13 protein-coding genes are annotated in these 13,346 nt (G+C 62.6%); 6 read left to right on the top strand and 7 right to left on the bottom strand.

What is annotated here, in order from left to right:
• Positions 1–249: 249 nt before the first annotated feature.
• The gene (gene mtnA / locus C8K66_RS04715; protein WP_057003757.1) at positions 250–1,326 is read right to left on the bottom strand and encodes an S-methyl-5-thioribose-1-phosphate isomerase; all 1,077 of its coding nucleotides are present in this window, start codon (positions 1,324–1,326) and stop codon (positions 250–252) included.
• 109 nt (positions 1,327–1,435) lie between these two features.
• On the opposite strand from mtnA, the gene C8K66_RS04710 reads away from it, so the two are divergent.
• From C8K66_RS04710 to C8K66_RS04695, 4 genes are all read left to right on the top strand, one after another.
• Positions 1,436–2,767 (top strand): TRZ/ATZ family hydrolase, encoded by a 1,332-nt coding sequence (locus C8K66_RS04710; RefSeq protein ID WP_046384283.1) that lies wholly within the window; start codon positions 1,436–1,438, stop codon positions 2,765–2,767.
• A 62-nt stretch (positions 2,768–2,829) separates the two neighbouring features.
• Complete coding sequence (ubiG, locus tag C8K66_RS04705) at positions 2,830–3,528, top strand: bifunctional 2-polyprenyl-6-hydroxyphenol methylase/3-demethylubiquinol 3-O-methyltransferase UbiG (protein ID WP_017848856.1); 699 nt, start codon at positions 2,830–2,832, stop codon at positions 3,526–3,528.
• A 4-nt stretch (positions 3,529–3,532) separates the two neighbouring features.
• Positions 3,533–4,204: an N-acetylmuramic acid 6-phosphate phosphatase MupP gene (gene mupP / locus C8K66_RS04700; RefSeq protein ID WP_046384284.1), complete on the top strand. Its 672-nt coding sequence runs from the start codon at positions 3,533–3,535 to the stop codon at positions 4,202–4,204.
• Between the two features lie 105 nt (positions 4,205–4,309).
• Positions 4,310–5,050 (top strand): YciK family oxidoreductase, encoded by a 741-nt coding sequence (locus C8K66_RS04695; protein WP_017848858.1) that lies wholly within the window; start codon positions 4,310–4,312, stop codon positions 5,048–5,050.
• Positions 5,051–5,168: 118 nt separating this feature from the next.
• Here the strand turns inward: C8K66_RS04695 and C8K66_RS04690 are convergent, their stop codons facing one another.
• The 6 genes from C8K66_RS04690 to C8K66_RS04665 are packed head-to-tail and all read right to left on the bottom strand — an operon-like array spanning position 5,169 to position 11,344.
• Positions 5,169–6,683, bottom strand: coding sequence for an ABC transporter substrate-binding protein (locus C8K66_RS04690; RefSeq protein WP_046384285.1), 1,515 nt, complete (start codon positions 6,681–6,683; stop codon positions 5,169–5,171).
• A 47-nt stretch (positions 6,684–6,730) separates the two neighbouring features.
• The gene (locus C8K66_RS04685; RefSeq protein ID WP_108524373.1) at positions 6,731–7,702 is read right to left on the bottom strand and encodes an ABC transporter ATP-binding protein; all 972 of its coding nucleotides are present in this window, start codon (positions 7,700–7,702) and stop codon (positions 6,731–6,733) included.
• Positions 7,699–8,655 carry an ABC transporter ATP-binding protein gene (locus C8K66_RS04680; RefSeq protein WP_079443132.1) on the bottom strand — a complete coding sequence of 319 codons (957 nt, stop codon included), beginning with the start codon at positions 8,653–8,655 and terminating at the stop codon, positions 7,699–7,701. The genes C8K66_RS04685 and C8K66_RS04680 overlap by 4 nt, the downstream gene beginning before the upstream one ends.
• A complete protein-coding gene (locus tag C8K66_RS04675; protein ID WP_057003760.1) occupies positions 8,652–9,509 on the bottom strand; it encodes an ABC transporter permease in 858 nt (285 codons plus the stop codon). Before C8K66_RS04675 ends, C8K66_RS04680 begins: the two co-directional genes overlap by 4 nt.
• Entirely contained in the window at positions 9,506–10,453 is a 948-nt protein-coding gene (locus tag C8K66_RS04670) for an ABC transporter permease (protein ID WP_046384288.1), read from the bottom strand. The genes C8K66_RS04675 and C8K66_RS04670 overlap by 4 nt, the downstream gene beginning before the upstream one ends.
• Before the next feature lie 3 nt (positions 10,454–10,456).
• On the bottom strand, positions 10,457–11,344 hold the full coding sequence (locus C8K66_RS04665; protein ID WP_017848864.1) for a proline iminopeptidase-family hydrolase: 888 nt from the start codon (positions 11,342–11,344) through the stop codon (positions 10,457–10,459).
• A gap of 184 nt (positions 11,345–11,528) precedes the next feature.
• Here C8K66_RS04665 and C8K66_RS04660 point away from each other — a divergent pair, with 184 nt between their 5' ends.
• Together C8K66_RS04660 and C8K66_RS04655 are read left to right on the top strand one after the other, a co-directional pair.
• Positions 11,529–12,293: a LuxR family transcriptional regulator gene (locus tag C8K66_RS04660; protein ID WP_046384289.1), complete on the top strand. Its 765-nt coding sequence runs from the start codon at positions 11,529–11,531 to the stop codon at positions 12,291–12,293.
• Positions 12,294–12,387: 94 nt separating this feature from the next.
• Positions 12,388–13,320, top strand: a complete 933-nt coding sequence (locus C8K66_RS04655; protein ID WP_057003762.1) for a proline iminopeptidase-family hydrolase — start codon at positions 12,388–12,390, stop codon at positions 13,318–13,320.
• Positions 13,321–13,346: the final 26 nt, after the last annotated feature.

The following is a 13,346-nucleotide window of genomic DNA, read 5'->3' as shown; positions in this document are numbered from 1 at the left end:
ATCACAATCGCCGCCACGCACCTATCCCCCTGATGGGCATGGAGCATAGTAAGTTGACGGATGACAGGCTTGAGGACGACGAGAGGGGCTTAGAGCCGGGGTGGCGCTGTTTTTGCGCGGCAGATCCGAAGAAACCATGGCCTTTCAAGGCCAATCGGGAGCAAGCCCCCTGCCACACTCAAATTGTGAACACCGTCAAATGTGGGAGGGAGCTTGCTCCCGATGGCAATCTAACAACCACCAAAGCCCTCAATGCAGGCGTTTACGGCACATCAACTTGGCGAGCTTGGCCGTGTCAGGCCGTTCGACAACACCCTTTTCGGTCACGATCACGTCGATCAAGTCGGCCGGGGTCACATCAAACACCGGATTGAAGGCATTCACATCCGCAGCAAAACGCTGCCCGGCGACGTCCAGCAACTCGCCCGCAGCGCGCTCTTCCAGGGCCACGTCATCGCCGGAGGCCATCATCAGGTCCAGGGTCGAACTCGGCGCCACCACCATGAAACGCACGCCATGGTGCATCGCGCAGACCGCCAATTGGTAAGTGCCGATCTTGCCGATCACATCACCGTTGGCCGCAATGCAGTCGGCGCCGACGATCACCCAGGTCACACCTTTGGTCTTGAGGATATGCGCGCCCGCCGAGTCGGCATTGACCGTGACGGGCAGCCCCTCGCCAGCCAATTCCCACGCCGTCAGCCGCGAACCTTGCAACCATGGCCGGGTTTCGTTGACATAGACCTGCTCGACCAGACCCTCCAGGAAGGCCGCGCGGATCACGCCGAGGGCCGTGCCGACGCCTCCCGTGGCCAGGGCGCCTGCGTTGCCATGGGTCAGGATCGCCTGGGCGTTGCCCTGGTGCTTGCGAATCCGCTCGACGCCCAACTGGGCCATGACGACGTTGGCTTCGCGGTCGCTCTCATGGATCGCGATGGCTTCGGCCTCCAGCACCGCCAGCGGATCGGCGTGCTGTTTGAGACGGTCCAGGCGGTCGCGCATGCGTTTGAGGGCCCAGAGCAGGTTTGCGCCGGTCGGGCGGGTATCGGCCAAAAGTGCGTAGTCTTCTTCCCATCCAGCCTGCCAGTCATCGCCCTCGGCGATCCGTTCGCGGGCGGCGAGTACCAGGCCGTAGGCGGCACTGATGCCGATGGCCGCTGCGCCGCGCACGACCATCGAGCGTATGGCCGCGGCCACTTCATCGACCGTGGAGCAGGTCACCCAGCTTTCCCGGGACGGCAAAACACGCTGGTCGAGCAGGTGCAGTGCGCCATCGCGCCAATCGATGGCCTTCACTTTCTCCGCAGCCAACAGTCGATCGCGCATCCCTCACCCCGCACTCATGAACAAAAGCCGCCGATTATAGCGATCCGCCAGCCAGGACGCTCGGGTATACTTCGCCCTTCTTTTATTGCTGCCCGGGAAGAAGCCTGCGATGACCTCCACTGCCGCCCCGCTCGACTTATTGCTACTGCCGACGTGGCTGGTACCTGTCGAACCCGCCGGCGTGGTGCTCAAGGAGCATGGCCTGGGCATCCGCGATGGGCGCATTGCCTTTATCGGCCCGCGGGCCGCGGCGCTGAAACTTTCCGCCAGTGAAGTGCGCGAGCTGCCGGGCATGCTGCTCAGCCCCGGCCTGATCAACGCCCACGGCCACGCGGCGATGACCCTGTTTCGCGGCCTGGCCGATGACCTGCCGCTGATGACCTGGCTGGAAAAACACATCTGGCCCGCCGAGACCAAGTGGGTCGATGAAGCCTTCGTGCGCGACGGCACCGACCTGGCCATCGCCGAACAGCTCAAGGGGGGCATTACTTGCTTCTCGGACATGTACTTCTTTCCCAAGGTCGCCAGTGATTGCGTCCACAACAGCGGGATGCGCGCGCAGATCGCGATTCCGATCCTCGACTTCCCGATTCCCGGCGCCAGCAGCGCCGACGAGGCGATTCGCCAGGGCATCGAGTTGTTCGGCGACCTCAAGCATCACCCGCGCATCAAGATCACCTTCGGCCCCCACGCGCCCTACACCGTGAGCGACGCCAACCTGGAAAAGATCCGGGTGATCGCCGAGGAGCTGGACGCGGCGATCCATATGCATGTGCACGAGAGCGCGTTCGAGGTACAACAGTCTGTCGAGCAGACCGGCGAACGCCCATTGGCGCGCCTCGGCCGGCTTGGCCTGCTGGGCCCGCGCTTTCAGGCTGTTCACATGACCCAAATCAGCGAGGACGACCTGGCTTTGCTGGTAGAAAGCAACACCAGCGTCATCCATTGCCCGGAATCGAACCTGAAACTGGCCAGCGGCTTCTGCCCGGTGGAGCGTCTGTGGCAGGCTGGCGTCAATGTGGCCATCGGTACCGATGGCGCCGCCAGCAACAATGACCTCGACCTGCTGGGCGAAACCCGTACCGCCGCGATGCTGGCCAAGGCCGTCTCCGGTTCGGTGACCGCCCTGGATGCCCACCGTGCCTTGCGCATGGCGACCCTCAACGGCGCCCGCGCCATGGGCCTGGAGGGCGAGATTGGCTCGCTGGAGGTCGGCAAGGCGGCGGATATCGTCGCCTTTGATCTTTCGGGGCTGGCGCAACAACCGATCTACGATCCGGTCTCACAGCTTATATATGCCACCGGACGCGATAGCGTGAAACACCTTTGGGTCGCCGGCAAGCAGTTGCTCGACAACCGGCAGTTGACCCGCATGGATGAACCACAGTTGACCGCCATGGCCATTGCCTGGGGCCAGCGCATCAGCGGGCACCGCGAATAACGCCGGTCCTGAACCCGGGTTCAGGGCCGACAAACCGATTTATCCGATTTAGAGGAACCACCATGAGCAACGTCGACCACGCCGAAATCGCCAAATTCGAAGCCCTGGCCCACCGCTGGTGGGACCGCGAAAGCGAGTTCAAACCCCTGCACGACATCAACCCGCTGCGGGTCAACTGGATTGACGAACGCATCAACCTGGCCGGCAAGAAGGTGCTGGACGTCGGTTGCGGCGGCGGCATCCTCAGCGAAGCCATGGCCCAGCGCGGCGCCACCGTGCTGGGGATCGACATGGGCGAAGCGCCGTTGGCCGTGGCCCAGTTGCATCAGTTGGAATCCGGGGTGAACGTCGAATACCGCCAGATCACCGCCGAAGCCCTGGCCGAGGAAATGCCCGAGCAGTTCGACGTGATCACCTGCCTGGAAATGCTCGAACACGTACCGGACCCCTCCTCGGTGATCCGCGCCTGCTTCCGCATGGTCAAGCCCGGCGGCCAGGTGTTCTTCTCCACGATCAACCGCAACCCCAAGGCCTACCTGTTCGCAATCATCGGCGCCGAATACATCATGAAGCTGCTGCCGCGCGGCACCCACGACTTCAAGAAATTCATCCGCCCTTCCGAGCTGGGCGCCTGGAGCCGTCAGGCCGGGCTGAGCGTCAAGGACATCATCGGCCTGACCTACAACCCGCTGACCAAGCACTACAAGCTGGCCAGCGACGTCGACGTCAACTACATGATCCAGACCCTGCGCGAGGAGTAAGCCTGTGAAGTTGCGAGCGGTTCTCTTCGATATGGACGGTACCCTGCTGGACACTGCGCCGGACTTTATCGCCATCTGCCAGGCCATGCGCGCCGACCGTAACCTGGCGCCGATCAACGACCAGCATATCCGCGATGAAATCTCCGGCGGCGCGCGGGCGATGGTCGCCGTGACCTTCTCGATGGACCCGGAATCCCCGGGCTTTGAAGAACTGCGCCTGGAGTTCCTCGAGCGCTACCTCAAGGGCTGCGCGATCCACAGCGCGTTGTTCGACGGGATGGCCGAGCTGCTGGCAGACATCGAAAAATCCAAGCTGATCTGGGGCGTGGTCACCAACAAACCGCTGCGGTTTGCCGAGCCGATCATGCAGCAGCTGGGCCTGGCCGAGCGCTCGGCGCTGCTGATCTGCCCAGACCACGTGACGAACAGCAAGCCGCACCCGGAGCCGTTGATCCTAGCGTGCCAGATGCTCAACCTGGACCCGGCCAGCGTGCTGTTCGTCGGCGATGACCTGCGCGACATCGAGTCCGGCCGCGACGCCGGCACCCGCACGGCGGCGGTCACCTATGGCTACATCCACCCGGACGACAACCCACGTCACTGGGGCGCGGATGTGGTGGTGGATCACCCGCTGGAATTGCGCAAGGTGCTGGATAACGCGCTGTGCAGTTGCTGATGCTTGACCGGTCTTGCTGACCCATGAAGATCTAATGTGGGAGGGGGATCTTCAGTGTTTTCCAGCTCGGTGTTGGTCACCTAGTGAATTTTGTCGAGGCTATTTATGTTTGATTACTCTGCACGTCCCGAACTGCTCAAAGGCCGCGTCATCCTGGTGACCGGTGCCGGTCGCGGGATTGGCGCGGCGGCGGCGAAAACCTATGCCGCCCATGGCGCGACCGTGCTGTTGCTGGGCAAGACCGAAGCCAACCTGGCCCAGGTGTACGACGAGATCGAAGCCGCCGGCCACCCGCAACCGGTGGTGATCCCGTTCAACCTGGAGACCGCCCTGCCCCATCAATACGATGAGCTGGCGGCGATGATCGAAAAGGAATTCGGCCACCTCGACGGCCTGCTGCACAACGCCTCGATCATCGGCCCACGCACGCCGATCGAGCAGTTGTCCGGTGAGAACTTCATGCGGGTGATGCACATCAACGTCAACGCGATGTTCATGCTGACCAGCACGCTGTTGCCGCTGCTCAAGCTGTCCCAGGACGCCTCGGTGGTGTTCACTTCCAGCAGCGTCGGGCGCAAGGGCCGGGCGTATTGGGGTGCCTATGGCGTATCGAAATTCGCCACCGAAGGCCTGATGCAAACCCTGGCCGACGAGCTCGACACCGTTGCGCCAGTACGGGCCAACAGCATCAACCCCGGCGCCACGCGCACCAGCATGCGGGCCCAGGCGTACCCGGGGGAAAACCCGGCCGACAACCCGGCGCCGGAAGACATCATGCCGGTGTACCTGTACCTGATGGGGCCGGACAGCAGCGGGATCAACGGGCAAGCGTTCGACGCGCAGTAACGGCCGACACATGTGGGAGGGGGCTTGCCCCCGATAGCGGTGGGTCAGTCACAGATGCAGTGACTGACACCCTGCTATCGGGGGCAAGCCCCCTCCCACATTTATTTAGCGGTGTTCTTTAGTTTTTCACGACTTCCTCGAGGGTGAAGCGACCCAATGGGTTTTGCAGGAAGTTGCTCACATTCTTGCGTGAGATGTTGATGTACGGGCTGTAGTACAGGTCGATCCAGTTCACATCCTGTTTCGCCAGTTTCTGCAGGTCGACATACATCTGCTCACGCTTGGCCGGGTCGGCCTCGATGCGTGCGGCGGCGACCAGTTCCTTGACCTTGTCGTTCCTGTAGCGGGTCATGTAGTTCTTGTTGGTGTCGTGGCCCAGCACGAAGGTGGTCTTCTGGTCCGGGTCGAGGATGTCGTTGGTCCAGTACATCACCGAAATATCGTAATCACCGTCCACCAGCATCTGCCAGCTTTGGGTCGGGTCGACTTTCTGCAGGTTGGCCGTCACGCCGACCTTGGCCAACTGGTCCTTGATGATCACCGCGATCTGCTCGTCGGCTTCGTTGCCGGCGTTGACCACGTAGTTCAACTTCAAGTCCTTGGCACCGGCGTCGGCCAGCAGTTTCTTCGCCGCGGTCGGGTCATACGGGCGCTGCAGGTTGTTGGCGTAGTGGTACAACGAACCTTTGGGGATGTAGGAATAAGCCACGGTGCCTTGACCGTAAGTGGCCGTCTTTACCAGCGATTGTTTGTCGATGGCCATGTCCAGCGCCTGGCGTACTTCCGGCTTGGCCAGCAGGCCATGCTCGTGGTTGATCAGCAGGTGATCTTCGCGGGTGGACGGGTCGGAATGGATCACCACGTTTTTGTCTTTCTTCAGTTCTTCAACCCGGGAGAACGGTACGAAGATCGCCGTGTCCAGCTCGTTGTTCTGCACCATACGCATGCGCGTGTTGTCGTCGGTCACCGAGACCCACTCCACGCCATCCAGGCTGACGTTCCCGGCCTGCCAGAAGTTCGGGTTTTTCTTCAGGATCACCCGATCGCCCTTGCGCCATTCGCCCACGGTAAACGCGCCGGAGGTCACCGGGTTTTCCGCGTAGGCGTCTTCGCCCATTTTGCTCATGGCCTTTTCCGACAGGATCGACACCGTCGGCGACGCCAGTTGCGAGAGGAAGGCGACCGCCGGGGTCTTCAGCGTCACCACCAGGGTTTGCGGGCCGGCGGCCTTGGCCGTGTCGATCAGGCTGAACGGGTCGCTCCACAGCGAGGCCTTGTTGTCGCGGATGCGCAACAGGCTGAACGCCGCATCCTCTGCGGTGATCGGCGAGCCATCCGAGAACTTCGCCGCACGCAGCTTGAAGGTGTAGGTCAGGCCGTCCTTGGAAATCTCCCAGCTTTCAGCCAGCCCCGGCTCCATCTTGGTGCCCAGGTTGTCCACGCGCACCAGGGTGTCGTAGACGTTGGCAAAGACCCAGGTGTCGCGGTTTTGCGCGCTTTTGATCGGATCGAACGTGGTGCTGTCTTCCCGGCAACCGATGGTGAGAACACCGGCGGCCTGGGCAAGACCGGCGGTCAGCGACCAGGCGGTCAATGTGGCGGCGGCGAGCAACTTCAAGTGGCGCGATTGCATGTCATAACTCCTTGTTTATAACGGCGGTTGTTCAAGAATGGCAGGGGTCAAAGCAAAGGTTCTTCAAGCACGCAACTGTACCGATGCTCGTGCAGGAAATGGGTCGGCGGCAACACCACGGAACACACGGTCTGGGCATACCGGCAACGCGGGTGAAAAGCACAGCCTGTAGGCAAATTCAGCGGGCTCGGCGGCTCGCCGGGCAAGGGCTCCGTGGGCAACGGCCGATGCGGATCGATCTCGGGAATCGCCTGGATCAACGCCGCCGTATACGGGTGACGCGGTGAAGTGAAGACCGCTTCCACCGGCCCCTCCTCGACGATCTGGCCCAGGTACATCACCGCCACGCGGTCGCACAGGCGGCGCACGATGGCCAGGTCATGGGCGATGAACAGGATCGCCAGGTTCATGCGCTGTTGCAGTTCCAGCAACAGGTTGATGATCTGTCCCTGGATCGAGACATCCAGTGCCGCCACGCATTCATCGGCAACGATCAAGCGCGGCTCCACCGCCAGCGCCCGGGCGATGCCGACTCGCTGGCACTGGCCGCCGCTGAGGGAGCCGGGCTTGCGAGCGGCCAATTCAGGGCGCAGGCCGACCAGCTCGAGTAATTCGTCGACACGCCGCGCGATCTGCTGCGGCGCGACTTTGCGCTGCACCCGCAACACTTCGGCAAGGGTTTCGCCGATGGTGTGGCGTGGGTTCAGCGCGGCATACGGGTCTTGGAAGATCATCGCGGTTTCATGGCGCAGGCGGGCGATGTCGACGGCGCTGCCGTGGGCCATGTCGATGCCGTCGAACAGCACCTGCCCGGCGCTGATCGGGTTGAGGTGCAGAATCGCCCGGCCGAGGGTACTTTTGCCGCTGCCGGATTCGCCCACCAGCCCCAGGGTCTCGCCCGCCGCCAGGTTCAGCGACACACCGTTGACCGCCCTCACCCACTGTTTGTGCAGGCCGAACATCCCGCTGCCGGACGCGGCAAACCGCACCTCCAGGTCCTTGATCTGCAACAGGCTCATGGGCGATCTCCCAACGGATAGTGACAGGCCACCCGCGCACCTTCCGGCAAGCGTTCGCGACACAGGCTGCCGACTTGCGGGCAACGCGGGTGGAAGCGGCACCCGACGGGCAACGCATCGAGCAACGGCGGCTGGCCAGCAATGGTGCGCAGCAAGGCGTGGCCGCTGCTGTGGGCCGGCTGGCAATCGATCAGCCCCGCGGTGTACGGGTGTCGGGGATGGGCGAGCAACTCGTATTTACTGGCGTGCTCGCACAGGCGCCCGGCGTACATCACCGCGATGGTGTCGCAGGTTTGCGCCACCACGCCGAGGTCGTGAGTGATCATGATGATCGACAAGCCACGCTGGTCGCGCAGCTCCAGCAACAGCCGCAGGATTTGCGCCTGCACGGTCACATCGAGGGCCGTGGTGGGTTCGTCGGCAATCAGCACTGTCGGGTTGCAGCCCAATGCCACGGCGATCATGGCGCGCTGGCGCATGCCGCCGGAAAACTCGTGAGGGTAGTTGTCGACCCGCGCCTGGGGATCGGGAATGCCCACTTGGCGCAACACTTCGATGGCTTGCCGGCGCGCGTCTTTTTTCGACGCGCCTTGATGCAGACGGATGCCCTCGGCGATCTGTTCGCCGATACGCATCAGCGGGTCGAGGTGGCTGCTGGGGTTCTGGAAGATCATGCCCAATTGCCCGCCACGGATTGCGCGCATGCCTGCGTCGTCCAGTGGCAGCAAGTCCTGGCCGGCCAGGCGCACCGCGCCGCCCTGCACGCGCAGGTTGGGCGACGGCAACAGGCGGATCAGCCCGCGACAGGCCATGGTCTTGCCCGAGCCGCTTTCGCCTACCAGGCCGAGGATCTCGCCTTCGGCCAGGTCGAAGGAGACGCGGTCGACCAGGGTCACGTCGCGCCCGGCATTGTTGGCGATCACGCTCAGGTCGCGCACTTGCAGCAGGCTCATGGGCGCTCTCCCAACACTTGCGCCACGCCATCGGCCAGCAGGCTGAAGCCCATGGCCAGGGTCACGATGGCCAGCCCCGGAAAGGTGCAGATCCACCAGGCGGTGGTAATGAAGGCCTGCCCTTCGGCGACCATCGTCCCCCACTCGGCGGTCGGCGGTTGCACGCCCAGGCCCAGGTAACTCACCGCTGCGCCGTTGAGCAGCACCAGCACCGCGTCAGACATGGAAAACACAATCGAGCCAAACATCGCATTCGGCAGCAAGTGCCGGAACAGAATGCGCCCATGGCCAAAGCCGAGGCTTTTGGCCGCCAGGGCGAAGTCACTTTCCTTGAGCACCAGGATCTGCGAGCGGATCAACCGCGCATACGACACCCAGCCCACCAACGCCATGGCGATATAAAAACTCTTCAAGCCCGGACCGAGGATGGCCATGATTGCCAGCATCAACACCAGGAACGGGAACGCCAGGATCACGTCGATGACGCGCATGCAGACGCTGTCGAAACGCCCGCCGATATAGCCGGAGACCGCGCCGATAAAGGTACCGATCATGAACGGGAAGATCACCCCGACAATCGCTAATTGCAGGTCGATGCGTGCGCCCCAGATCACCCGCGAGAGAATATCGCGGCCATAATTATCCGTACCGAAGGGATGGCCCAGGCTCGGCCCGAGCAAGCTGAGATCGGTGTTCTGCGCGATCGGGTCGAACGGCGCGAGCCACGGCGCAAACAACGCCAGGCCCAGCCACGCCAGCAGAATCAGCAAACCCCACGCGGCGGTCAGCCGCCCGTCGCGCAAGCCAAAGCGCAGGCGCAGGCGCCATGGCGCGATCAGTGGACGAGTGCTCATTGCATCTTCACCCGTGGGTCGAGGGCGACGGTCACCACATCCGCGACGAAGTTGACCACCACCGTCGCACAGGCCAGCACCATGGCCACGCCCTGCACCACCATGTAGTCGCGGGTAAAGATGCCGCGCACCAGTAACTGGCCGATGCCGGGAATGGCGAACAGGCTTTCGATGACCACCGTGCCGCTGATCAGCCAACCGATATTCACCGCCAGCAGGTTGACCGTCGGCACCAGGGAATTGGGCAGTACATGCCGGCGAAACACCGCCGCTTCCGACAACCCGCGCGCCCGGGCAGCGGTGACATGGTCCGCCTGCAACTCCATCAACATGCTCGCCCGCAGGTTGCGCACCAGCACCGCCGACAGGGCCAGGGCGATGGTCAGGCACGGCAGGACCATATGGTGCGCCTTGTCCAGCCAGGTGCGACCGTAGCCAGACACCGGAAACAGGCCCCATTGCACGCTAAGCAGCAGGATCAGCATCAACCCCAGCCAAAATGCCGGCATACCCAGGCCGACAGTGGTGAACACGCGGATCAGGTTGTCCGCCCAGCCGCCTTTGCGCCGCGCCGCGACGGTGGCCAGCGGCACTGCGATCAGCAGCGCCAGCAGCACACTGCCGAGCACCAGCACCAGGGTCGGCTCGATACGGGTGACGATCAGCTTCAACGCATCGACCTTGTACAACAGCGATTGGCCGAGGTCGCCCTTGAGCAGGTTTTTCAAGAAGTAAAAATATTGCAGCCACAGCGGCTGGTCGAGCCCGAACTGTGCGCGGATCTTCAGCAACGCATCCGGCGTGCTGCGCGAGCCGAGCAGCGCGCGCGCCGGGTCACCGGGAATCGAGCGCACCAGCACGAAGGTGATCAGGCTGATGCCGAACAGCACCGGCAGCAATTGCAGCGGCCGGGTCAGCACGAAGCGGTAGCGCGCCAGGTTCATCCGTCAGCCTCGGTGACGAGCGAGGAAGTCCAGCAGTACCGGGAAGTACGCCTGGGGCTCTTCGTAAAATGGCATATGGCTGCTGTTGCGGAACACATGCAATTCGGCGTGCCGGGCGGCCAGTTTCATGCGCAGGGCGCAGGCCGGGGTGAGTTCGTCGTGCTGGCCGGTGGTGATCAGCATCGGCATGTTGAAATCGGCCATCTCGGCGATGCGGTTCCAGTCCTTGAGGTTGCCGATATACAGAAATTCGTTGGGACCCTGCATGGTTGCGTAAGGGCCCATGTTCCAGTCGTCAAGGGAGCGCCGGAGCGGCGCCGGCCATTCGTCCAGGCGGCACACATGGCGATAATTGAGCAAGGTGATCGCGGCCTGGTACTGCGGATGATCCAGCGTCCCCATGGCTTCATGGCGCTGCATCATCGCCACGGTTTCACTGCCGAGGGCGCCGCGCAGGCGTTCGAGTTCCTGGGAGAGGTGCGGAATGTCGCCGACGGTGTTTTCCAGGATCAGGCTTTTCAGCGCATCGGGGTAATGGATGGCGTATTCGATGCCCAGCCAGCCGCCCCAGGAATGCCCGAGCAAATGCACACGGCCCAGGCCCAGGGTTTGGCGCACGGTTTCGACTTCTTCGACATAACGGCCGATTTCCCACAGGGAAACATCGGTCGGTCTGGCTGAAGCACCGGTGCCAAGCTGGTCGAATGCAACCACTCGCAGGTCATGCTCTTTGAGCCAGCCATGGGCGTCGCGCAAATAGTCACACGGTAGCCCTGGCCCGCCGTTGAGGCACAACAGCACCTCATCGCCTTCGCCAAAGCTGTAGACCGCGAGGTCATGGCCATCGACTTGCACGGTGTACTGCTGGTCGGGGGCTATTTCACGCCACATGCATACGTTCCTTGTGTGGTATCGGCCTGGCGGGTTGCGGCCGCTTATGAGGCCATAAGCTACCGAGGATGCCGTGCATCCATAACCTAGTATTTCTTATAGGTTTGGCCTGGCAGTCCTTCGCCGGGGCGTGGCATTCTACTTGCAGCAAGTCGAGATTCATATGAATTCGGGAGCAGAACGGATGCTGGCCAAGCTAACTGCCTTCAATCACCGTCTCATGCCGGGCAGGAGCCTGGACGAGCAGATGGACAATGCGTTTATCCTAGCCCAACAGTTGGGTTTCGATGCGCTGGTGTATGACTACTCACCGGTGCCCATCGACCTCAACGGCACGTTGATCACACCTTCGGTGCTGCAACTGCGCAACACACCTTCCGATTGGCATGCCTTGTGGTGCGGCGAAGGGTTCTACCAGATCGATCCGGTGCAGCATCTGGCCTTGAATACGGTGTCGCCGTTTGTCTGGTCCTACGAGGCCAAGGCGCAGACGGCGCTGCAGAAGATCATCGACCCGTGCCACGCCCCCGTCTCGTCTTACCTGCATGACCAGCAACTGACCTGCGGCGTCAGCGTGCCGATTCATCTGCCCCGGGGCGGCTTCGCATCGTTGACCGGCTTGCGCACCGGCAAGGCGCATACGGTGCTGGAGGACGCGCAACAGAGCTTGTCGGATTTCGGCCTGATTTCCCATGCCCTGCAGGAAGCGGCCTACCCACTGTTCAGCAATGAACTACGCACCTACCCGCATATCCGTCTGACCAAACGCGAGCGCGAGTGCCTGAAATGGGCCGCCGACGGCCTGACCGCCGCCGAAATCGCCACGCAACTGAGCCGCTCGCTGGCGGTCGTCACCCTGCATCTTGCCTCGGCAATGCACAAACTGGGGGCGAAAAATCGCGTACAGGCCGTGGTGCGCGCCACTCATTACCGTTTGCTGGAAGATTGACCCTTCGGCAAAACCTAGCTGTTTTGCTAGTTACCTAAACGTCGCGTGCCGATTATCGTGTCCCTGATACTTTTTTTTCAAAGCAGGATACGAAATGGAATTCATCGAAAAAGTCCGCGAAGGGTTTGCGCCCTTCGGCCCCTATCAGACCTGGTATCGCGTCACCGGCGACCTCACCTCGGGCCGTACACCGCTGGTGATCATCCACGGCGGTCCCGGCTGCACCCATGATTACGTCGATGCCTTCAAGGACGTCGCCGCCAGTGGTCACGCCGTCATCCACTACGACCAACTGGGCAACGGCCGCTCCACGCACTTGCCCGACAAAGCCCCGTCCTTCTGGACTGTCAGCCTGTTCCTCGACGAACTGAACAACCTGCTGGACCACCTGCAAATCAGCCAGGACTACGCGATTCTCGGGCAATCCTGGGGCGGCATGCTCGGCAGCGAACACGCGATTCTGCAACCCAAGGGCCTGCGTGCGTTTATCCCGGCCAACTCGCCCACCTGCATGCGTACCTGGGTCAGCGAAGCCAACCGCCTGCGTCAGCTGCTGCCCGAAGGCGTGCATGAAACCCTGCTCAAGCATGAAGCCGCCGGCACCTACCAGGACCCGGAATACCTCGCCGCCTCGCGGATTTTCTACGACCAGCACGTCTGCCGGGTCAACCCATGGCCGGACGAGGTTGCGCGCACGTTCGCCCAGGTCGATGCAGACCCGACCGTGTACCACGCCATGAGCGGCCCGACCGAGTTCCATGTGATCGGCAGTTTGAAGGACTGGAACGTGATTGGCCGTCTGTCGGCAATCAAGGTGCCGACCCTGGTGATTTCCGGCCGGCATGACGAAGCCACGCCGCTGGTGGTCAAGCCGTTCCTGGATGAAATCGCGGATGTGCGCTGGGCGCTGTTTGAAGACTCCAGCCACATGCCCCATGTCGAAGAGCGCCAGGCGTGCATGGGGACAGTGGTGAAGTTTTTGGATGAGGCCTGTTCAGTGCCGCACAAGACCCTCAAAGCAAGCTGACGAGCAATGTGGCAGCGGGCCTGCTC

It is taken from the genome of Pseudomonas sp. GV105, assembly GCF_003058185.1.
Lineage (GTDB): Bacteria > Pseudomonadota > Gammaproteobacteria > Pseudomonadales > Pseudomonadaceae > Aquipseudomonas > Aquipseudomonas veronii.
The sequence above is the reverse complement of the archived record's forward strand: the minus strand, read 5'-3'. Positions and strand labels throughout refer to the sequence as shown.